The organism is Tropicimonas sp. IMCC6043 (genome assembly GCF_004146235.1).
Taxonomy (GTDB): domain Bacteria; phylum Pseudomonadota; class Alphaproteobacteria; order Rhodobacterales; family Rhodobacteraceae; genus Tropicimonas.
Window position 1 is genome coordinate 405,570 of the sequence record NZ_SELO01000001.1, and the last position, 18,906, is coordinate 424,475.

Sequence of the window (18,906 nt, forward strand, 5' to 3'; positions counted from 1 at the left end):
GCGCGTCTCGGGCACCTCGCCGGGCGACCCGGAAAACGCCCGCGCCTCCACCGCGATCCGGACGGTCACTTGCCTGACCCTGCACTTCGTCCTGATCCCATGCGGGAGCGGCTTCAACCCGTGGAATTTCCAGACGCATCCAGTATGCAACCTCTTATGGTTGTCGCAACCGTCGCGACCGTTCTCCTTCCCCGGCGGTAACTGTCGCGATACGCGAACGCGCCACGGCATGACCGCGCAGTTGTCGGGACTGCGCCCGCACGCCGCCACGTTTCTGCCGCGCAGGATGGCTACGCCTGCAACCTGAATCAAGGCGCCGAGTCCGTCCGGACGGTCTGTGGCCTGCGCAAATCCGAGTGTCCCGATGTTGTCTATACGCCTGTTCTCCGCCCTGCCCGCCCTCCTCCTGCTGTCGCAAGCCGCCCTCGCGGTGCCGCTGCATTTCGACGACCCGCTCACCCGGCTCGACGGCAGCTCGACACTCGGCGCGGTTGCCCGGTCCCGGACGATCGAATTCACCAATGTCGCGACGGAGAGCGGCAAGACGGTCGATCTCCGGATCACCGCGCAGTTGAAGAAACAGACCATTTTCGGGCGGCGCGCGCCGCATGGAAGCGACGCGGGAGACCCGGGCTACATCCCGAATTACGGAGCCACCGCTGCCGCGCCGGACGACGATCTCGGCCTGCTCTATTACGGGCGACACACCAACGACATGGAGAACGGACTGCGTCTCACCTTCGATTTCTTCGACGGCACCGGCGCGCGGTCGGGCAGTTTCGCCGAGAGTCTGAGCCTCGCCGAACTCGACCTCGTCCTTTACGACATCGACGGCGAGACCACATCCGGCGCCGACCCGACCAGCCAGAGCGAATACCTGACCGCCTACCTCGCCGACGGACTGACCGCCTATGCTCTCGGACGCTCCGCCACCCCGCTCGCGGCCAGCCTCGGCGCGGACAGCCTCCAACTCTCCGGTCATCGCTCCGATCTCCGCGAGGACGATGTCTCCGGCGCCGTCCGGCTGATCTTCCACGACACCTCCTCGTTCACCCTCGATCTCGGCTCGGAGATGCTTTCCGGCGCGGATATCAACCCCGTCTTCACCGGCCTCGACGGTGACATGAGCCTCTTCCCGGAGGCCGATTTCAGCCCGCTGGTTTCGCTCCTCCCGGAGCAATCCGTCGCCTTTGCCGTACCGCTTCCGTCCGGCCTGCTGCTGATGATGAGCGGCGGCGGCGTGCTGCTCCTGTCCCGTCGACGCATCAGCAGGCGGAAAACGGACCGTGACCTGCGCGCACCGGCCGCGTAGGAACAAGGGAGAGCCGTCTTACCGGAGGATCGGATGCGCCCTCTCCAGAACCGTGTCCTGCCGACCGGTGAGATCGTGTCCCTGCCGGCGCGTGGGCGCTTCATGGGCAATCGTGGCTGCCTGCACGACGCGTCGCAGCGTCTCGGCGTCGCCCGCTGGCGCCATCCACACTGGATTTGCTGCGCGATCGCCTTTCGTGGCCGGCAGCAGACGATCATGGCCCCGAACCGCTACACGCAGCTCTTCTTCCTCGACGAGGCCGTAGCGCTGGCCGCCGGGCACCGCCCCTGCGCCGAATGCCGCCGCGACGCGTATGCGGCCTTCCGCGACGCTTGGGAGGCCGCCTACGGATCCCGCCCGAAGGCTGAGGGGATCGACCGTGTCTTGCACGCTGCTCGGGTGCGGCGCGATCGCAGCCAAATCCGCATTGAGGCGGATCTCGCCACCCTTCCCGACGGCGCCTTCGTGCTGCTCGAGGCCGGCGCGGCGCTGCTCTGGGACGGAGCGCTCCTTCGGTTCGCGCCGGAGGGCTATGGCGCGCGCCGGCCGCGCGGCCCAGACCGCCGGGTCACCGTGCTCACGCCGCGCCCGACGCTCGCCGTGCTCACGGCGGGGTACCGCCCGGAAGTCGCTCTCGCGTGAACCGCCCGGTGGCGGTGCGCGGCGATTATCCGGACGGCGATTCCCGGTCCAGGCAGTCCAGCAGGAACGCCTCGACGAGATCGACGGCAACATCGACCGACAGGCGCTGGCGATAGATCCTGTCCGCTTTCCGGGACATCTCGTTTCGGATCTCGGGTGCGTCGAGCAACCGGTCGATCTCCGCCACCCAGACTTCGGGATCGTTGCTGACAACGCCTGAGCCCGATTCGAAGAGCAACGCGTTGTCGACCTCGTCGGACGCAATCACCGGCACCCCGGCATCGAGATAGGCGAGGATCTTTCCGAAGGATTTTCCGCGCGAGAAGGCGGCCTGCGGCCGCAGCGGTGCAAGCCCCACCGACATGTCGCAAAGCGAGCGGACGAAAGCGCCATACTCCATGAAGGGCATCCATTCGACCGTCACGCCGGCCGCCTCGAGCCGCGCGACATGGTCGCTCTCGCCCGGGGCCCCGTCGCCGTAAAGGCGCAGACGAACGCCCTTCCGCCGGCGCGCCAGCGCCTCCATGACCCCGGTCACGAATTCGAACTCCGCCGGATACCCCTCGGGTTGCGACTGCGCCCAGACGATGGTCGGGGCGCGGTCGCGATGGTCCGGGCGCGCCACTTCGATGGGGCGCGCGCAGGTCCAGACGATCCGCGTGTTCGGCTGGAACTGCCGGCACCAGCGCGCGATATATCGGCTCCCGGCGATCACCCCGACGAACTCGGCGACATCGCGCTCCATCCGCACGGTCAATTTCGGATCGTGAAAATCTGCATCGTCGAGGTCATAGACATAGCGATGCCCGCGCAGCAACTCGTGCGAATTCAGCGCGTGGCGGGACTTCTACAACAGGCAGATATCAGGTCGGAACAACCGCAGCAGACGCTGTCGCTGAGCCATGTCGAGCTGTTTCGGCACCACAACAGCGGTCCAGCCTCGCGCCGCCAACCCATCGGCGATCTCATAGACCCGCAGCAAGCTCGACATCTCGCGGCCCATGCACGGAAACAGCAGCAGCGTGCGCCCGGATCTGCGGCGCAGGAGCTGCGGGTAGAGCGCGGCCTCCCTGGCCCGGTGCGCCAGGAACCGCGCCGCGTTCCGAATTGCTTCCATACTATGACCTCTGCCTTGAAACCGGGCTGTCCGGAGCGGACCTTATGGATCTCTTTTCCAAAGCATGGCAGCATCTTCCCGTCCAGCCCCGACCCCTGTCGAAGGAAACGCCTCCAAAGCCGCCGCTGCGTCGGTCTGACCCTCCCCCTGTGCCTGTCGGCGCGCTAGCGTTTCCGAGAGACATCCGCGCATCAAAGACTCATGCCCACCTCCCAAGACGACCCGCCGCTGACCGAGATGCTCCGCGCGCTGACCGAGACAATCGGCACGCGCGAACGGGTCTTTCTCGGCGAGCTGATCGACGCGCTCGGGGCACGCGGCTACGGGCCGGTGATCCTGCTGGCCGCGGCGATGACCCTGCTGCCAACGGGCATGATCCCCGGCGTGCCGGCCTTCATGGGGGTGATCCTTATGCTCACCGGCGTGGAGATGCTGCGCGGCCGGCGCGGGCTCTGGCTGCCGCCGAGACTCTACGGCATCACCCTGCCCGGCCCTGCGCTCCTCCGCGGCATCCACCGCGCCGAGCCCACTGTGCGCCGGCTCGAGCGGCATATCCGCGCCCGGCTGCAATTCCTGATCACCTGGCGGATCTCGCTCTGGAGCATCGCCGCAATCCTGATCGTCACCTCCGGCGTGATGATCGTCATCGGCGCCATCCCCGGTTTGCCATTCGTGCTCGCGCTCCACCTGCTTGCCTTCGGCCTCGGCCTGACCGCCGGCGACGGCCTCTTCGTGGTCGCCGGCTACGCGATTTTCGTGCCCGCCGCCGCGCTGGCCGCGTATCTCGCCGGTATTCTCTGAGCCTTTCGGGCCGCTTTCACTGGAAGATCCCGCCAAACTGGCATAGCAGTTGCAAGGTATACCAGTTGTCATCAGGGGGAAGAAAATGAGCAAACCCACCATCGGATTCATCGGGCTCGGCCTCATGGGGTCGGCGATGGTCGAGTGCCTTCAGGCAAACGGCTACCCGCTCGTGGTCATCGCCAACCGCTCGCGCACGGCAATCGACGCCGCAATTGCCCGGGGCGCCACCGAGGCCAAGACCGCCGCCGAACTCGCCCAGGCGAGCGATATCGTCATGCTCTGCATGGACACCTCGGCCAGCGTTGAATCGCGCATCTACGGCGATCAGGGCGTGCTCGCGGGCGTCCGCCCCGGCACTGTCGTGATCGACTTCGGCACCTCCGTGCCAGACTCGACCCGCAAGATCGGCGCCGACCTCGCCGAGAAGGGGGTCGCATATCTCGACGCGCCACTCGGCCGCACGCCGGCCCATGCCAAGGACGGGCTGCTCAACATCATGTGCGCCGGCGACAAGGCCGCCTTCGAGAAGGTCAAGCCGGAGCTCGACGTGCTTGGCGAGAATGTCTTCCATCTCGGAGACCTCGGCGCCGGCCACACGGTCAAGCTGATCAACAACTTCTTCGCCATGACCACGGCCTGTGCGATGTCGGAGGCGTTCGTCATGGCCGATCGCGCCGGGATCGACCGCGAGACGCTTTATGGCGTGATGTCGGCCGGCCCGCTGCATTCCGGCATGATGGATTTCGTCCGATCCTTTGCGGTCGACGGTGAGATCGCGCTGGCCTTCTCGATGGACAATGCCGCCAAGGATGTCGGCTACTACAGCCGGATGGCCGAGGATCTCGGCGCGCCCTCCCGAATGGCAGGCTGCGCCGCGGCGGCGCTCAAGGCCGCCCAGGACGCCGGATGTGGTGGCCGCATGGTGCCAGAGATGGTCGACTTCATGGCTGATTCCTACCAAAAGGCCGACTGAAACGGCCTTCGGAGCGCGTTCATGGGGCGGGCCGCGTTGACCCGCGCCCGCCCTTGGGGTAAACGGCCCCTGCCCGCGATGCGCGCGCGGCGACACGCCGGGGCGTCTGAGTGTTACGTCCCACCCCACAAGCGGCCCGTAGAGGCCGCAAAAGATGGACGTATATGACCAAGTTCTCTGAACTCAGCCTGGACCCAAAGGTCCTCAAAGCAATCGAAGACACCGGCTACGAGACGCCGACGCCGATTCAGGCGGATGCGATCCCGCCAGCCCTCGAGGGCAAGGATGTCCTCGGCATCGCCCAGACCGGCACCGGCAAGACGGCCTCCTTCGTGCTGCCGATGATCACAATGCTCGGCCGCGGCCGGGCGCGGGCACGGATGCCGCGCAGCCTCGTGCTGGCGCCGACCCGCGAACTCGCCGCGCAGGTGGCCGAGAATTTCGAGGCCTATGCGAAATACACCAAGCTCACCAAAGCGCTGCTGATCGGCGGCGTCTCCTTCGGTGAGCAGGACAAGCTTATCGACAAGGGCGTCGACGTGCTGATCGCCACGCCCGGCCGCCTGCTCGACCATTTCGAACGCGGCAAGCTTCTGCTGACCGGCGTGCAGATCATGGTGGTCGACGAGGCCGACCGGATGCTCGACATGGGCTTCATCCCCGATATCGAACGCATCTTCCAGCTCACGCCCTTCACCCGCCAGACGCTGTTCTTCTCGGCCACGATGCCGCCGGAGATCGAGCGGATCACCAACACCTTCCTGCATGCGCCGGTCAAGATCGAGGTTGCCCGCCAGTCGACGGCCTCGGAGACGATCAACCAGGGGCTGGTGCAGTTTCGCCCCTCCCGCCGCGATCGCGCCGCCAGCGAAAAGCGCGCGCTGCTGCGCACGCTGATCGAGCGCGAGGGCGAGGCGTTCCGCAACGCGATCATCTTCTGCAACCGCAAGGTCGATGTCGATATCGTCGCAAAGTCGCTCAAGAAATACGGGCTCAACGCCGAACCGATCCATGGCGACCTCGACCAGGCGCACCGGACGCGCACGCTCGACGGTTTCCGGGACGGCTCGATCACGTTGCTCGTGGCCTCCGACGTCGCCGCGCGCGGGCTCGACATCCCTAATGTCTCGCATGTCTTCAACTTCGACGTACCGAACCATTCGGAGGACTATATCCACCGCATCGGCCGCACCGGCCGGGCCGGACGCATGGGCACGGCGATCACCATCGCCGCCACGCCGACGGACGACAAGCTGCTCGCCGCGGTTGAAAACCTCGTGAAAAAGGAAATCCCGCGGCTCGAAGTGCCGGAGATCGCTACGCGTGAGCGCCGGCCGCGGCGCGCCGAGGGCGACAGCGGCGAAGAGCGTCTTGCGGCCGAGGCATCGCCGGCGCAGGAGCCGGAGCGGACGTCGAAGGACGAGCCCCGGGACGAGCCGCAGGAGGACAGCGGTCGCACACGCCGCGGCCGCGGCCGTCGTGGCGACCGGAATGACCGGAGCGAGCGGAGCAACAACGGCAAGGACGTGGTCGGCATGGGCGATCACGTGCCGGATTTCATCCTCCGCTCCTTCTCCTGAGGTCTCCGTCAGAAGGCGCCGGCGGTATCCCGCCGCCTTGACCGACCCACGGCAGAAGAACTGGAATCCGGTCCGGTTTCACAGCATCCTTCCGGCCGATGCCGAACGGGTCCTGCGCATGGGAAGTCTCATCTTTATCAGCGAGGCGTTGGTACCGACGTCCTCGGTGGAGATGGCCCGCATCTATCTCGCCTCGCGCCGCCGGAATCGTCGCCTCGGCGTGACCAGCCACCTGCACCACGAGGACGGGATCTTCCTGCACTATTTCGAGGGGCCGCCGGGCGCAATCGAGACCCTGCTGCTCAGCATAAGGTGCGACTGGCGCCACCGGAACATGCGCGTCCTTCATCGCGGACCGCCGAAGGAACGCCTGCTGACGGAGTGGATGGGCTTTTCCGAGGCGCCCGAGGCGAGTTTCCTGCGCTGGATGGGCGGCGCGCCTGACGGGATCACGCCCGAGCAGATGCTGGAACGTGCCGAGATCGCCGATATCGTCGAGTTCATCGGCACCCTGCAACCGAACCGGTCGGTGAGCGCCGTCTGACCCGGCGACACTGGAACGCGTCTCGCGTCGCCCCTCCGGTCGCGGCCGACGCCGTCAGCCGAGCCGGGAGATCACAACGGTCACTTCCGGCTTCTTGCCGATTTCCTCCACCGCCACCTGCCGGACAGCGCGGCGCAGCGCCGCGTCGAGCTTGTCGTCATCGACCAGCAGCTTGTCGTCGGCGCGGGCAAGGAACTGCCCGGTCTCCGATTCGATCAGGTCGACCAACGGCGCGCCGGAGCGGCCAGTCTCCGCGAGCCCCATCACCTCGGCCCAAGGGTCGCCGAGAAGCTCGTCATCCTCGTCGAAGATGATGTTGAGCATGACATGGCCGTTTAGCGCCATGCGGATACGGTTGCGCACCACCCCGTCGAGCGCTCCGATTATCCGCGTGCCGTCGAGATACACCCGGCCGGTCTCGACATGCTCGCAGACCACCGGGGCGTCGCCCGTCAGGTCGAGCATGGTGCCGTTGGTGGCAACGATCGTGGCAATCCCCTTGCTTGCCGCGAGCTCGGCATGGCGGCGCAGCATCCGGTGTTCGCCATGCATCGGCACCACCATCTGCGGCCGCATCAGCTCGTGCATCGCCTCCAGGTCGGGGCGGTTGGCATGGCCCGAAACATGGTAGAGCGTGGAACTGTCATCGACCACGTTGACCCCCATCTCCGAAAAGGCGTTGACGTTTCGGAGCACGCCGCGCTCGTTGCCGGGGATGGTCTTGGAAGAGAACAGGAAGGTATCGCTCTCGGCGAGCGAGAGCCCGAGATACTTCCCGCGCGAGAGCTGCGCGGTGGCCGCCCGCCGCTCGCCCTGCGAGCCGGTGACGATCAGCATCAGGTTCTCCCGCGGAACGTCCTCGGCTTCCTCGTGGCCGATCACCGGCGGGAAATCGGTGAGCACGCCGGTCTCGACCGCCGCCTGCACCATGCGCAGCATCGCCCGTCCCATCAGGCAGACCGAGCGCCCCGCCTCGCGCCCCGCCTCCGCCAGCGTCTTCACGCGCGCGACGTTGGACGCAAAGGTGGTGGCGACGAACATGCCGGAACTCTGCAACACGAGATCGCGGATGTTGTTGACCAGCGTGGATTCGGACCGGCCGGGCGTCGCGACATGGACATTGGTCGAGTCGCAGACGAGCGCCTTGATGCCGCCCGCGGCGATGTCGTGCCAAAGCTCCGCATCGAAGGGCTCGCCGACCACCGGCGCGCCGTCGAGCTTGAAATCGCCCGTATGGACGACGCGGCCGGCGGGCGTGTCGATCACCAGCGCGGAGCTCTCCGGGATCGAGTGCGAGACCGGCAGGAAGGAGAGCTGGAACGGGCCGGTCTCGAGTGTCTCGGGATAGGGCTCCACAACATGGATCTGCTCGGCATCGGCGCCGCGCTCCTCCATCTTGCGTTGCGCCAGATGGGCGGTGAAGCGGCGGCAATAGACCGGCACGCGCAGCTCGGGCCAGAAATGCGCGACGCCGCCGATATGGTCTTCGTGGCCATGAGTGATGACGATCGCCTCGAGCCGCTCGGCCCGCTCGATCAGCCAGGACATGTCGGGAAAGATCAGGTCGATCCCCGGCGTGGTGTCCATGTCGGGGAAGGTCACGCCGCAATCGACGAGGATCAGCCGCTCCTTCCCGGGCGCGCCCCAGCCATAGACATAGGCATTCATCCCCACTTCGCCGGCCCCGCCAAGGGGGAGATAGATCAGCCGTTCGGCACCGCTCATGTCACTGGTTTTCCTTGTTATAGCGATGGATGACCGTGAGGCCGTGCATCGTCAGGTCGTCTTCGATGATGTCGAACAGGACATCGCCCTGGCTGAAGAGCGGCGCAAGACCGCCCGTGCCGATGATCGTCATGTCGCGTTCACGTTCCGCGAGGATCCGGTCGCATATCCCGCGCACGAGCCCGACATAGCCCCAGAACACGCCCGACTGCATGCAGGCCACGGTGTTGGTCCCGATCACCTGTTGCGGCTTGGTGATGTCGACATGGGGCAGCGCCGCGGCGGCGAGGTGCAGCGCCTCGAGGCTGAGATTGACCCCCGGCGCGATGACGCCGCCGATATAGGCACCGTCCTTGGAGACCACGTCGAACGTCGTGGCGGTGCCGAAATCGACGACGATGAGGTCGCCGCCGTGGCGGTCGAAGGCGCCGGCGGTGTTGACCAGCCGGTCCGGGCCGACCTGCGCGGAGCGGTCGACGCGGGGCGGGTTCGGCAGCAGGCAGTCCGGCTTGCCGACGACGAGCGGGCGGCAGTTGAAATAGCGGTCGGCGAAGACGCGGAGGTTGAAGACCACGCGCGGCACGGTGGAGGAGATGATGACCTCGTCGATATCCACCGGAAGGCCGAAATGCTTCATGAGGGTCGAGAACCAGACGAAATACTGATCGGCCGTGCGCTGATGCTCCGTGGCGGTCCTGAGGGTGGTGAGGAACTTCGTGCCGTCCCAGACGGAAAAGACCGTGTTGGTGTTTCCGGTGTCGATGCAGAGGAGCATGAGCGGGCTGCCTTCGTCTTGGGTCTGGGCCGATGGTGATGCCTTCCGGCTTCAATGCCCTCGGCGGGAAAATTTGTCGACAGAAGAAGTTGGAAAGATGGCATTCCGTCCCGGCTGAGGTCAGAAAAAGATGTCGGCGGCGGGAAGGACGCGCCGGCCGCCCGGCGTGCCGAGGACGATGTTGCCGGTGGCGTCGATGGTCTCAAAGCGGCCGGCGATGGACTCGGTCGCGGTGCGCGCGGTGACGGTCTCTCCGAGGCGGGCGGCACGGGCGAGCCATGCGTCGCGGATCGGGCCGAAACCCTCTTCGGAAAGCCGACGTTCGTGATCGGCATAGGCCGAGGCGAGCACGTCAAGGAACGTCTCCGGATCGACCGACGCACCTGTCTCGGAGAGGAGCGAAACCGGGCGGACCGCGCCGAGTTCGACTTCGGCCGCAGGCGGCGCGGCGGCAAGGTTCACGCCAATGCCGACGGAGAGATAGGAGAGGTCTCCGCCCTGCCCGGCCGATTCCAGCAGGATGCCCGCCACTTTGCCGCCGTTCAGCAAGACGTCATTGGGCCATTTTAGCGCAAAGGGCTCCGGCCGGCCGGTCACCGCGACGAAGGCGTCGAAGAGCGCCAGCGCGGCTGTGAAGCTGCGCAGCGCGGCGAGATTGGCCCCCAGGGCGGGACGCAGCACGAGCGTGGCAGCGAAATTGCCCTTCGGGTTGCGCCAGGCGCGGCCGCGGCGGCCGCGCGCCGCGCTCTGGTCGAGGGCGAGGATCCAGGTCGGCCCTGCGAGCGTCGGAACGCGGCGCTGCGCCTCCAGCATCGTACTGTCGGTCTCGTCGAGGACGACGCGGGCGTAGCCCTGCGGCCAGTCAGAGGGCATGGCGGCACTCTCCGCGCGTCAAGGGTCGATATGCCGGCGAGCGGTGCTCAGTTGACAACGAGCGAAGCGGCGGCGTTGGCGGCGAGGCTGTCGACGCCGAAGAGGTTGACCACGCCGAACACCATCGCCGCGGCGCAGACCATGAGCACGCCCCACTGGATCGGCGACATCGTGCCGTCGATCCGCTCCACCTCCTCCGAGCCGAAATACATGTAGTAGACGATCCGGAGATAGTAGAAGGCGGAGATCACCGAGGCGATGGCGCCGGCCACGGCAAGCCAGACGAGGCCCGCATCGAGCGCGGCCATCAGCACCGCGAACTTGCCGAAGAAACCGACAAGCGGCGGCACGCCGGCGAGCGAGAACAGCAGCACCAGCATGGCAAGCGCCTTCATCGGCTCGGTCTTCGAAAGCATCGAGAGGCTGTCGATCCGGGTGATATGCTGGCCGTCGCGCTCCATCGAGAGAATGAAGGCGAAGGTGCCGATATTCATGGTGACGTAGATCGCCATGTAGATAAGCATCGCCTGGACGCCCTGTTCGGTCCCCGATGCCAGCCCGATCAGCGCGAACCCCATGTGAGAAATCGAGGAATAGGCCATCAGCCGCTTGATGTCGCGTTGGCCGATCCCGGCGATGGCGCCGAGGAAGACCGAGAGCACCGCCATCAGCGCCACGATCTGCTGCCAGTCGGCCACGGCCTCGCCGAAGGCGTCATGCATGGCGCGGGCGAACATCGCCATCGCGGCCATCTTGGGCGCGGAGGCGAAGAAGGCGGTGACCGGCGTGGGCGAGCCTTCGTAGACATCGGGCGTCCACATGTGGAAGGGCACGGCGGAGACCTTGAAGGCGAGGCCCGAGATGATGAAGGTCAGGCCGAGCAGCAGGCCGAAGCCGACATGTCCGTCGGTGGCGGAGGCGAAGATGTCCTTGAAGACGGTGGAGCCGGCATAGCCATAGGCCAGCGAGGAGCCGTAGAGCAGCAGGCCAGAGGAGAGCGCGCCGAGCACGAAGTATTTCAAGCCGGCTTCAGTGGAGCGCAGGCTGTCGCGGCGGATCGAGGCGATGACATAGAGCGAGAGCGACTGCAGCTCGAGCCCCATGTAGAGCGCGATCAGGTCGCCGGCCGAGAGCATCACCATCATGCCGACTGTCGAAAGGACGATCAGGATCGGGTATTCGAAAACCAGCGCGTTGCGGCGCGAGAAGAACCCTTCGGAGAGGATCAGCACGAGGCCGGCCGCGAGAAGCAGCGTCACCTTGGCAAATCGGCCGAAGGCATCGTCGATGAACATGCCCCCGAAAGCGACCCGCGTCGTCCCGCCAGAAAGCATGATCCAGATCGCCGTGGCGATCAGAACGGCCGCCGATATCCAGCACAGCAGCGCCGCGACCTTGTCCTTGCCGGTCCAGGTCGCGACCAGCAGCGCCACCATGGCGTAGAGCGCGAGGAAGATCTCGGGCAGGATGATTGCGAGGTCTTGGGAACTCATCGTCAGTTATCTCCGGCCGAGGCCAGCTCGATCGCCGGCACGTAGTCGTTCAGGGCAACCTCGTATTGCCCGATGAGGGCCTCGACGGAGGGCCCAATGATGTCGGTGACGAGCGCCGGGTAGACCCCGAGCAGCAGCGTCATCGCCACCAGCGGCGCGAAGATCGCCTTCTCGCGCCCGTCCATGTCCTTGATCGTCTTCAGGCTCTCCTTGATGAGTTGGCCTAGCATGACCCGGCGGTAGAGCCAGAGCCCGTAGCAGGCCGAGAAGATCACGCCCGAGGTCGCCACCACCGCCACCCAGGTGTTGACCTGGAAGATCGCCATCAGGGTCAGGAACTCGCCGATGAACCCGCTGGTGCCGGGCAGGCCGACATTGGCCATGGTGAAGAGCATGAAGATCAGCGCGTAGACCGGCATCCGGACCATCAGCCCGCCATAGGCCGCGATCTCGCGCGTGTGCATCCGGTCATAGACCACGCCGACGACAAGGAAGAGGGCCGCGGAGACGAAGCCGTGGCTCAGCATCTGGAAGATGGCGCCGTCAAGCCCCTGCTGGTTTACCGTGAAGATGCCCATCGTCACGTAGCCCATATGGGCGACCGAGGAATAGGCGATCAGCTTCTTCATGTCGTCCTGCGCCATGGCGACCAGCGAGGCATAGACGATGGCGATGGCCGAGAGCCAGAAGACGAAAGTCGACATCACCTCCGAGCCGACCGGGAACATCGGCAGGGAGAAGCGCAGGAAACCGTAGCCGCCCATTTTCAGCAGCACCGCGGCCAGGATCACGGAACCGGCGGTCGGCGCCTGGACGTGGGCGTCCGGCAACCAGGTGTGAACCGGCCACATCGGCATCTTCACCGCGAAACTGGCGAAGAAGGCGAGGAACAGGAGCGTCTGCATGCCGCCAATGACCTGGATGCCGAGAACCGGGAAGGTCTCGGAGGCGAAGCTGTGGGTCATCAGCGTGGGAATGTCGGTGGTGCCGGCATCGACATACATTGCGATCATCGCCACCAGCATCAGCAGAGAGCCAAGGAAGGTGTAGAGGAAGAACTTGAACGCCGCGTAGATCCGGTCCTTGCCACCCCAGATGCCGATTATCAGGAACATCGGGATCAGTCCGGCCTCGAAGAAGAGGTAGAACAGCACGAGGTCGAGCGCGGTGAAGACGCCGAGCATCAGCGTCTCGAGCACCAGGAAGGCGATCATGTATTCCTTCACCCGGGTCGTGACGTTCCAGCAGGCGGCAATGGTCAGCGGCATCAGGAAGGTCGTGAGCATCACGAAGAGGATCGAGATGCCGTCCACGCCCATCTTGTATTTCAGCCCCATCAGCCAGTCGCGGTCCTCGACGAACTGGAAGCCGGTATCGTCGGGATCGAACCCCGCGAGCAGGAAGAGCGAGATGAAGAGCGTCGCCAGTGTGGCGATCAGGGCGAGCCACTTGGCGTTGCGCTGCGCGGCCGCGTCCTCGCCGCGCAGGAAGAGCGCCAGGATCAGCGCTGCGATCAGCGGCAGGAAGATGATGATGGAGATCAGGTTCTGCATTGTCTCGGTTCCCCGCGCCTAGTTTCCTGCAATGGTCATCCAGGAGACCAGGATCACGATGCCTATCACCATGGCGAAGGCGTAGTGGAAGATGTAACCGCTCTGGGCGCGGCCCGCGAGGCGGGTGAACCAGGGGATGATCCCCATCGCCAACCCGTTGATGCCGCCATCGATCACCGTCCCGTCGCCGCGCTTCCACAGGACGCGCGCGAAAGCGCGGAGCGGCTTGACGAAGATCGCGTCGTAGATCTCGTCGAAATACCACTTGTTGAGCAGGAACGTGTAGAGCGGCCGCTGGTTCTCGGCCAGTTTCGCCGGCCAGTCGGGACGGCGGATATACATCTGATAGGCGAGGCCAAGCCCGAGCAGCATGGCGATGAAGGGTGAGACCTTGACCCAGACCGGCGCGGCGTGCGCGTTGTCGAGGATGTGGTTCTCGGGGCCGAAATAGATCGCCCCCTCGCCCGGAGCGCCGCCAAAGGCGGCGCGGTGCTCGCCGGCCGTCTCGGGGTCTGTGGCCGCCTCCGCCTCGGTCGCGTGGGCGTCGGTCGCTTCGGTTGCATGCTCGCCTTCGGCCGCCGCGCCCTCCGCGGACGCTTCCGCGTGGACCTCGCCGGCGAGCGGAATGCCGTAGAACTTCGCAACCTTGTCGGCATGGCCGAAGAAGGAGCCGTAGAAGACCATGCCGGAGAGGATCGCACCGGCGGCCAGCGCATAGAGCGGGACGAGCATGGTCATCGGGCTCTCATGCGCATGCTCATGGGTATGCTTGTCGCCCCGCGCCTCGCCATGGAAGGTCAGGAACATGAGCCGCCAGGAGTAGAAGGAGGTCATCAGCGCCGCGATGACCAGCGACCAGAAGGCGAAGCCTGCCGCGGTGGTGCCACCGGCCCAGGCGCTCTCGATGATCGCGTCCTTGCTGAGGAAGCCGGCGAAGCCAATACCGGTGAGCGGGATGCCGACGCCAGTGATCGCCAGCGTGCCGACCATCATGATCCAGTAGGTGACCGGGAACTTGTCCTTGAGCGCGCCGTAATTCCGCATGTCCTGCTCATGGTGCATCCCGTGGATGACCGAGCCCGCGCCGAGGAACAGCATGGCCTTGAAGAAGGCGTGGGTCAGCAGGTGGAACATGGCGGCCGAATACATGCCGACGCCGGCGGCGACGAACATGTAGCCGAGTTGCGAACAGGTCGAATAGGCGATGACGCGCTTGATGTCGTTCTGAACCAGGCCCACCGTCGCCGCGAAGAAGGCGGTGATGGCGCCGATATAGACCACGAAGGTCGCGGCACCCGGCGCATATTCGAAGAGCGGCGACATCCGGCAGACGAGGAACACGCCCGCGGTCACCATGGTGGCGGCGTGGATCAGCGCGGAGACCGGTGTCGGGCCCTCCATCGCGTCCGGAAGCCAGGTGTGGAGCAGGAACTGCGCCGATTTGCCCATGGCGCCGACGAAGAGCAGGAAGGCCAGCAGGTTGGCGGCGTTCCAGTCGGTCCAGAGGAAGCTGATCGTGCTCTCGGCGAGCGTCGGCGCCGCGGCAAAGACATCGTCGAGCGCGACCGAGTCGACCATGAAGAAGAGGCCCGCGATGCCGAGGGCGAAACCGAAATCGCCGACCCGGTTGACGATGAAGGCCTTCATCGCCGCCTCGCCCGCGCTCTCCTTCTTATAGTAGAAGCCGATGAGCAGGTAGGACGCGAGGCCGACGCCCTCCCAGCCGAAGAACATCTGCACGAGGTTGTCCGCGGTCACCAGCATCAGCATGGCGAAGGTGAAGAGCGACAGCTCGGCGAAGAACCGGGCGCGGTAGGGCTCGTCCTCGGGGAAGGCGTGGTCGTGCGCCATGTAGCCGAAGCTGTAGAGATGCACGAAGGCCGAGACGGTGGTGACCACGATCAGCATGATCGCGGTCAGCCGGTCGAGCCGGATCGCCCAGTCCGCGACGAGGCTGCCGGAATCGATCCAGCGCAGGATGTGGATCGGCTCGTCGGAGAAACTGCCGGTGAGGAAGATGATCCAGGAGAAGAAGAAGGCGAGGAAGAGCAGCGCCGTGGCCGTGATCTGCGCCGCCTTCTCGCCGATCACCCGCCAGAACAGGCCGCAGATGATGGCGCCAAGGAGCGGAGCGAAGAGGATGATGCTTGCCATGTGCCTCAGCCCTTCATGTTGGAGACGTCTTCGACCCGGATCGTCCCGCGGTTGCGGAAGAAGCAGACCAGGATCGCGAGGCCGATGGCGGCCTCGGCGGCGGCGACAGTCAGGATGAACAGGGTAAAGACCTGCCCGGTGAGATCGCCGAGATAGGCGGAGAAGGCGACGAGGTTGATATTGACCGCGAGCAGGACGAGTTCGATCGACATCAGGATGACGATGACGTTCTTCCGGTTCAGGAAGATGCCGAAGATGCCGATAACGAACAGCGTCGCGGCAACGGCCAGGTAATGTTCCAGTTGAACCATGCGCGGTCCCTCGATCTTGTCTGCGCCCTCGCGGGCGGTGCGTTCCGGTCTCGCGGCCCGGGTATCCGGACCGTCGGCGGGCGGGTTACTTCAGCCCCTGCCCCGGCTCGATATCCACGAGCTCCATCGTCTTCTTCGGGTCGCGATACATCTGCTGCAGGATGTCCTGGCGCTTGATGTCGCGGCGGTGGCGCATCGTCAGCACAATGGCGCCGATCATCGCCACCAGCAGGATGAGCCCGGCGAGTTGGAACAGCAGGAAATACCTGTCGTAGATCAGCATGCCGAGCGCGGCGGTGTTGTGCGCCCCGGTGCCCGCGGGCGTGGCCACCGGCGCGTCGAGGATCGCGACGCCGCCGCCCAGTTCCCAGGAGCCGAAGGCCATGGCGAGCTGCATGATCAGCACCAGCCCGATCACCAGCGCCAGTGGCAGCTGCTTGGCCATCTCCGCGCGCAGCTCGGCAAAGTCCACGTCGAGCATCATGACGACGAAGAGGAAGAGCACCATGACCGCGCCGACATAGACGATGATGAGCAGCATGGCGACGAACTCGGCGCCGAGCAGCACCATGAGGCCGGCGCCGGAGAGGAAGGCGAGGATCAGCCACAGCACCGAATGCACCGGGCTGCGGGAGACCACCGTGAAAATGCCACCCACCAGCAGGCAGAGGGCAAAGAGGAAAAAGACGAAATCGACGACTGTCACGTGGCTATCCTTCCTCCGTCTCGGCGATGACGGCCTGCGCCAGTTCCATCGCCTTCGTCATCGCCGGAACCCCGCCGAAGACCGACATCTGGCCGATCACCTCGGCGATTTCTTGCGCCGTCGCGCCGGCTTCGAGCGCGTGGCGGACGGTGAGCTTGATCTGCGGTTCGAGCTGGCTTCCCTGCGCGACCAGCGCGGCCAGCGTCACGAAGAGCCGCGTCTTGGCATCCAGCCCGCCGGGGTTGAACGTGTTGCCGAAGGCCATCTCCATGGCGTTCTTCGGCATGGTCGGGAAGACCGAGGTGAAATCCGGGAACTGAAACTTCTCCAGCGCCGGATTCATGGCTTTCGCCATCTCCTGGCTCTGTTGGATCATTCCCTGGAAGAGCTTGGCGAAATCACTCATCTGTAGGGCGCGTCCAACTCGATGTTGCGGGCAATCTCGGCCTCCCAGCGGTCGCCGTTCTCGAGGAGCTTCTCCTTGTTGTAGTAGAGCTCCTCGCGGGTCTCGGTGGTAAACTCGAAGTTCGGGCCCTCGACGATCGCGTCCACCGGGCAGGCTTCCTGGCACAAGCCGCAATAGATGCATTTCGTCATGTCGATGTCGTAGCGCGTCGTGCGGCGCGAGCCGTCGGCGCGCGGCTCGGCGTCGATCACGATGGCCTGCGCCGGGCAGATCGCCTCGCAGAGCTTGCAGGCGATGCAGCGCTCCTCGCCATTGGGATAGCGGCGCAAAGCATGCTCGCCGCGGAAGCGGGGCGAGAGCGGCCCCTTCTCATGCGGGTAGTTCACCGTCGCCTTGGGCGAGAAGATGTATTTGAACCCGAGCTGGAAGCCTTTGAGCATGTCCAGCAGCAGGAAATACTTGGTCGCGCGGGTCCAGTCGATGGCACTCATGGATCAGCCTCCCAGCAGGGCCCAGCGGGCCCAGAAGCCGCCGAGGATCTCGAATTTGGCCATGAAGGCGATGAAGACGACCCAGCCCAGCGAGAACGGCAGGAACACTTTCCAGCCAATGCGCATCAGCTGGTCGTAGCGGTAGCGCGGCACGATCGCCTTCACCATGGCGAAGATAAAGAAGAAGACGCTCATCTTGGCGACCATCCAGAGCACGCCGTCCGGCAGGCCCGGGATCGGCGACAGCCAGCCGCCGAAGAACAGCAGCGTGACTAGCGCGCACATCAGCACGATCGCGATAAGCTCGCCCATCATGTAGAGCAGGAAGGGCGTCGAGGAGTATTCCACCTGGTAGCCGGCGACGAGTTCCGATTCCGCTTCCGGCAGATCGAAGGGCGGCCGGTTGGTCTCGGCCAGCGCGGAGATGAAGAACAGGAACACCATCGGCAGGTGCGGCAGCCAGTACCAGCCGAAGAAGCCGAAATTGCTGTCCTGCGCGCGGACGATGTCGGTGAAGTTCATCGAGCCGGTGGAGATGATGACGCCGATGATGATGAGGCCGATGGAAACCTCGTAGGAGATCATCTGCGCGGCGGAGCGGAGCGAGCCGAGAAAGGGATATTTCGAGTTCGAGGCCCAGCCCCCCATGATCACGCCGTAGACCTCGAGCGAGGACATCGCGAAGACATAGAGGATGGCGACGTTGAGCGAGGCGATCTCCCAGCCATCCGCGAAGGGAATGACGACCCAGGCGATCAGCGCCAGGATGAAGGAGAGCATCGGCGCCATGAAATAGACAAAGCGGTCGGCCCCCGCCGGGACGATGATTTCCTTGGCGATGTATTTGATGAAATCCGCGAAGGACTGGAGCAGGCCGAAGGCACCGACGACGTTCGGCCCCTTGCGCTGCTGAACCGCGGCCCAGACCTTTCGGTCGGCATACATCAGGAAGGCCAGCGAGACGAAAAGGATGATCGTGAAGAGCAGGCATTGCGCCGCGACCAGCAGGACGATCCCAAGGTTCGTTTGCAGAAATTCAGCCATCTTGCCTCATCTTCCTCAGACAGTCGGTATGCCCCGGGCCGCGCAATCTTCCACCGTTACCTCGGCGTCGATCGTCTGCGATCCCTCCGGGAGCGCTGGCGAGACCGTGTAAACCGCATCCGCGCGCCAAACGCCAGCCTCTTGTGCCGCTCTTGTGCGGACATGTCGCGCGAAGCCGCAACCGCGGATCGGCGTGTATTGCGCCGCGGCGCAGCGGGCGTAATCCTCGACGTCGCCGATGCCGCGCGCGCCCTCCATCTCGACCACGAATCCAACCAGATCGTCCTCGAGAAGGCGCGTGTCGATGTCCCGATAGACCACGGCGAGCGCGGCCACCTGAGACCCCGCGCCGCAGACTGCCAGGGCCGCGAGCAATGCCGCCGTCCCTGCACGCGCGCCCACG

General features: G+C 65.4%; 20 protein-coding genes. 6 read left to right on the top strand and 14 right to left on the bottom strand.

All coding sequences use genetic code 11. From position 1 onward, the window contains the following. Positions 1-364: 364 nt before the first annotated feature. Positions 365-1,312, top strand: a complete 948-nt coding sequence (locus EU800_RS01880) for a hypothetical protein (protein WP_129627941.1) — start codon at positions 365-367, stop codon at positions 1,310-1,312. Positions 1,313-1,345: 33 nt separating this feature from the next. Continuing rightward, positions 1,346-1,954: a hypothetical protein gene (locus EU800_RS01885; protein ID WP_129627943.1), complete on the top strand. Its 609-nt coding sequence runs from the start codon at positions 1,346-1,348 to the stop codon at positions 1,952-1,954. Positions 1,955-1,979: 25 nt separating this feature from the next. Here the strand turns inward: EU800_RS01885 and EU800_RS01890 are convergent, their stop codons facing one another. Both EU800_RS01890 and EU800_RS01895 read right to left on the bottom strand, forming a co-directional pair. Next, positions 1,980-2,771: a glycosyltransferase gene (locus EU800_RS01890; RefSeq protein WP_129627945.1), complete on the bottom strand. Its 792-nt coding sequence runs from the start codon at positions 2,769-2,771 to the stop codon at positions 1,980-1,982. Positions 2,772-2,801: 30 nt separating this feature from the next. Next, complete coding sequence (locus EU800_RS01895; RefSeq protein WP_129627947.1) at positions 2,802-3,071, bottom strand: hypothetical protein; 270 nt, start codon at positions 3,069-3,071, stop codon at positions 2,802-2,804. A 201-nt stretch (positions 3,072-3,272) separates the two neighbouring features. On the opposite strand from EU800_RS01895, the gene EU800_RS01900 reads away from it, so the two are divergent. From EU800_RS01900 to EU800_RS01915, 4 genes are all read left to right on the top strand, one after another. Continuing rightward, positions 3,273-3,872 (top strand): exopolysaccharide biosynthesis protein, encoded by a 600-nt coding sequence (locus tag EU800_RS01900; RefSeq protein ID WP_129627949.1) that lies wholly within the window; start codon positions 3,273-3,275, stop codon positions 3,870-3,872. 85 nt (positions 3,873-3,957) lie between these two features. Beyond that, positions 3,958-4,848 carry an NAD(P)-dependent oxidoreductase gene (locus EU800_RS01905; protein WP_129627951.1) on the top strand — a complete coding sequence of 297 codons (891 nt, stop codon included), beginning with the start codon at positions 3,958-3,960 and terminating at the stop codon, positions 4,846-4,848. Positions 4,849-5,012: 164 nt separating this feature from the next. Continuing rightward, positions 5,013-6,428, top strand: coding sequence for a DEAD/DEAH box helicase (locus EU800_RS01910; protein WP_129627953.1), 1,416 nt, complete (start codon positions 5,013-5,015; stop codon positions 6,426-6,428). Between the two features lie 37 nt (positions 6,429-6,465). After that, positions 6,466-6,972 (top strand): BLUF domain-containing protein, encoded by a 507-nt coding sequence (locus EU800_RS01915; protein WP_165354532.1) that lies wholly within the window; start codon positions 6,466-6,468, stop codon positions 6,970-6,972. Positions 6,973-7,026: 54 nt separating this feature from the next. Here EU800_RS01915 and EU800_RS01920 read toward each other — a convergent pair whose 3' ends face one another. From EU800_RS01920 to EU800_RS01975, 12 genes are all read right to left on the bottom strand, one after another. Continuing rightward, on the bottom strand, positions 7,027-8,697 hold the full coding sequence (locus EU800_RS01920; protein ID WP_129627957.1) for a ribonuclease J: 1,671 nt from the start codon (positions 8,695-8,697) through the stop codon (positions 7,027-7,029). A 1-nt stretch (position 8,698) separates the two neighbouring features. Continuing rightward, positions 8,699-9,472 (bottom strand): type III pantothenate kinase, encoded by a 774-nt coding sequence (locus EU800_RS01925; protein ID WP_129627959.1) that lies wholly within the window; start codon positions 9,470-9,472, stop codon positions 8,699-8,701. A gap of 120 nt (positions 9,473-9,592) precedes the next feature. Continuing rightward, a complete protein-coding gene (locus EU800_RS01930; RefSeq protein ID WP_129627961.1) occupies positions 9,593-10,345 on the bottom strand; it encodes a biotin--[acetyl-CoA-carboxylase] ligase in 753 nt (250 codons plus the stop codon). 47 nt (positions 10,346-10,392) lie between these two features. Further along, positions 10,393-11,838, bottom strand: coding sequence for an NADH-quinone oxidoreductase subunit NuoN (nuoN, locus tag EU800_RS01935; RefSeq protein WP_129627963.1), 1,446 nt, complete (start codon positions 11,836-11,838; stop codon positions 10,393-10,395). Positions 11,839-11,840: 2 nt separating this feature from the next. Further along, positions 11,841-13,391: an NADH-quinone oxidoreductase subunit M gene (locus EU800_RS01940; protein ID WP_129627965.1), complete on the bottom strand. Its 1,551-nt coding sequence runs from the start codon at positions 13,389-13,391 to the stop codon at positions 11,841-11,843. A gap of 18 nt (positions 13,392-13,409) precedes the next feature. Beyond that, positions 13,410-15,545, bottom strand: coding sequence for an NADH-quinone oxidoreductase subunit L (gene nuoL, locus EU800_RS01945; protein WP_129627967.1), 2,136 nt, complete (start codon positions 15,543-15,545; stop codon positions 13,410-13,412). A 5-nt stretch (positions 15,546-15,550) separates the two neighbouring features. Continuing rightward, positions 15,551-15,856, bottom strand: a complete 306-nt coding sequence (gene nuoK, locus EU800_RS01950; RefSeq protein WP_129627969.1) for an NADH-quinone oxidoreductase subunit NuoK — start codon at positions 15,854-15,856, stop codon at positions 15,551-15,553. 85 nt (positions 15,857-15,941) lie between these two features. Further along, positions 15,942-16,562 (bottom strand): NADH-quinone oxidoreductase subunit J, encoded by a 621-nt coding sequence (locus EU800_RS01955; protein WP_129627970.1) that lies wholly within the window; start codon positions 16,560-16,562, stop codon positions 15,942-15,944. A 4-nt stretch (positions 16,563-16,566) separates the two neighbouring features. Beyond that, positions 16,567-16,968: a carboxymuconolactone decarboxylase family protein gene (locus EU800_RS01960; protein WP_129627972.1), complete on the bottom strand. Its 402-nt coding sequence runs from the start codon at positions 16,966-16,968 to the stop codon at positions 16,567-16,569. Further along, positions 16,965-17,459 carry an NADH-quinone oxidoreductase subunit NuoI gene (gene nuoI / locus EU800_RS01965; protein ID WP_129627974.1) on the bottom strand — a complete coding sequence of 165 codons (495 nt, stop codon included), beginning with the start codon at positions 17,457-17,459 and terminating at the stop codon, positions 16,965-16,967. Before nuoI ends, EU800_RS01960 begins: the two co-directional genes overlap by 4 nt. Before the next feature lie 3 nt (positions 17,460-17,462). Next, a complete protein-coding gene (gene nuoH / locus EU800_RS01970) occupies positions 17,463-18,503 on the bottom strand; it encodes an NADH-quinone oxidoreductase subunit NuoH (protein WP_129627976.1) in 1,041 nt (346 codons plus the stop codon). Between the two features lie 15 nt (positions 18,504-18,518). Next, positions 18,519-18,905, bottom strand: coding sequence for a hypothetical protein (locus tag EU800_RS01975; protein ID WP_129627978.1), 387 nt, complete (start codon positions 18,903-18,905; stop codon positions 18,519-18,521). Position 18,906: the final 1 nt, after the last annotated feature.

Bases quoted from the DNA above. Each gene is read 5' to 3' on its own strand.
- EU800_RS01880 (WP_129627941.1), top strand. From the start codon at position 365: ATGTTGTCTATACGCCTGTTCTCCGCCCTGCCCGCCCTCCTCCTGCTG.
- EU800_RS01895 (WP_129627947.1), bottom strand. From the start codon at position 3,071: ATGGAAGCAATTCGGAACGCGGCGCGGTTCCTGGCGCACCGGGCCAGG.
- nuoL (WP_129627967.1), bottom strand. From the start codon at position 15,545: ATGGCAAGCATCATCCTCTTCGCTCCGCTCCTTGGCGCCATCATCTGC.
- nuoI (WP_129627974.1), bottom strand. From the start codon at position 17,459: ATGAGTGCCATCGACTGGACCCGCGCGACCAAGTATTTCCTGCTGCTG.
- EU800_RS01900 (WP_129627949.1), top strand. From the start codon at position 3,273: ATGCCCACCTCCCAAGACGACCCGCCGCTGACCGAGATGCTCCGCGCG.
- nuoK (WP_129627969.1), bottom strand. From the start codon at position 15,856: ATGGTTCAACTGGAACATTACCTGGCCGTTGCCGCGACGCTGTTCGTT.
- EU800_RS01885 (WP_129627943.1), top strand. From the start codon at position 1,346: ATGCGCCCTCTCCAGAACCGTGTCCTGCCGACCGGTGAGATCGTGTCC.
- EU800_RS01905 (WP_129627951.1), top strand. From the start codon at position 3,958: ATGAGCAAACCCACCATCGGATTCATCGGGCTCGGCCTCATGGGGTCG.
- EU800_RS01930 (WP_129627961.1), bottom strand. From the start codon at position 10,345: ATGCCCTCTGACTGGCCGCAGGGCTACGCCCGCGTCGTCCTCGACGAG.
- EU800_RS01925 (WP_129627959.1), bottom strand. From the start codon at position 9,472: ATGCTCCTCTGCATCGACACCGGAAACACCAACACGGTCTTTTCCGTC.
- nuoH (WP_129627976.1), bottom strand. From the start codon at position 18,503: ATGGCTGAATTTCTGCAAACGAACCTTGGGATCGTCCTGCTGGTCGCG.
- EU800_RS01940 (WP_129627965.1), bottom strand. From the start codon at position 13,391: ATGCAGAACCTGATCTCCATCATCATCTTCCTGCCGCTGATCGCAGCG.
- EU800_RS01920 (WP_129627957.1), bottom strand. From the start codon at position 8,697: ATGAGCGGTGCCGAACGGCTGATCTATCTCCCCCTTGGCGGGGCCGGC.
- EU800_RS01960 (WP_129627972.1), bottom strand. From the start codon at position 16,968: ATGAGTGATTTCGCCAAGCTCTTCCAGGGAATGATCCAACAGAGCCAG.
- EU800_RS01910 (WP_129627953.1), top strand. From the start codon at position 5,013: ATGACCAAGTTCTCTGAACTCAGCCTGGACCCAAAGGTCCTCAAAGCA.
- nuoN (WP_129627963.1), bottom strand. From the start codon at position 11,838: ATGAGTTCCCAAGACCTCGCAATCATCCTGCCCGAGATCTTCCTCGCG.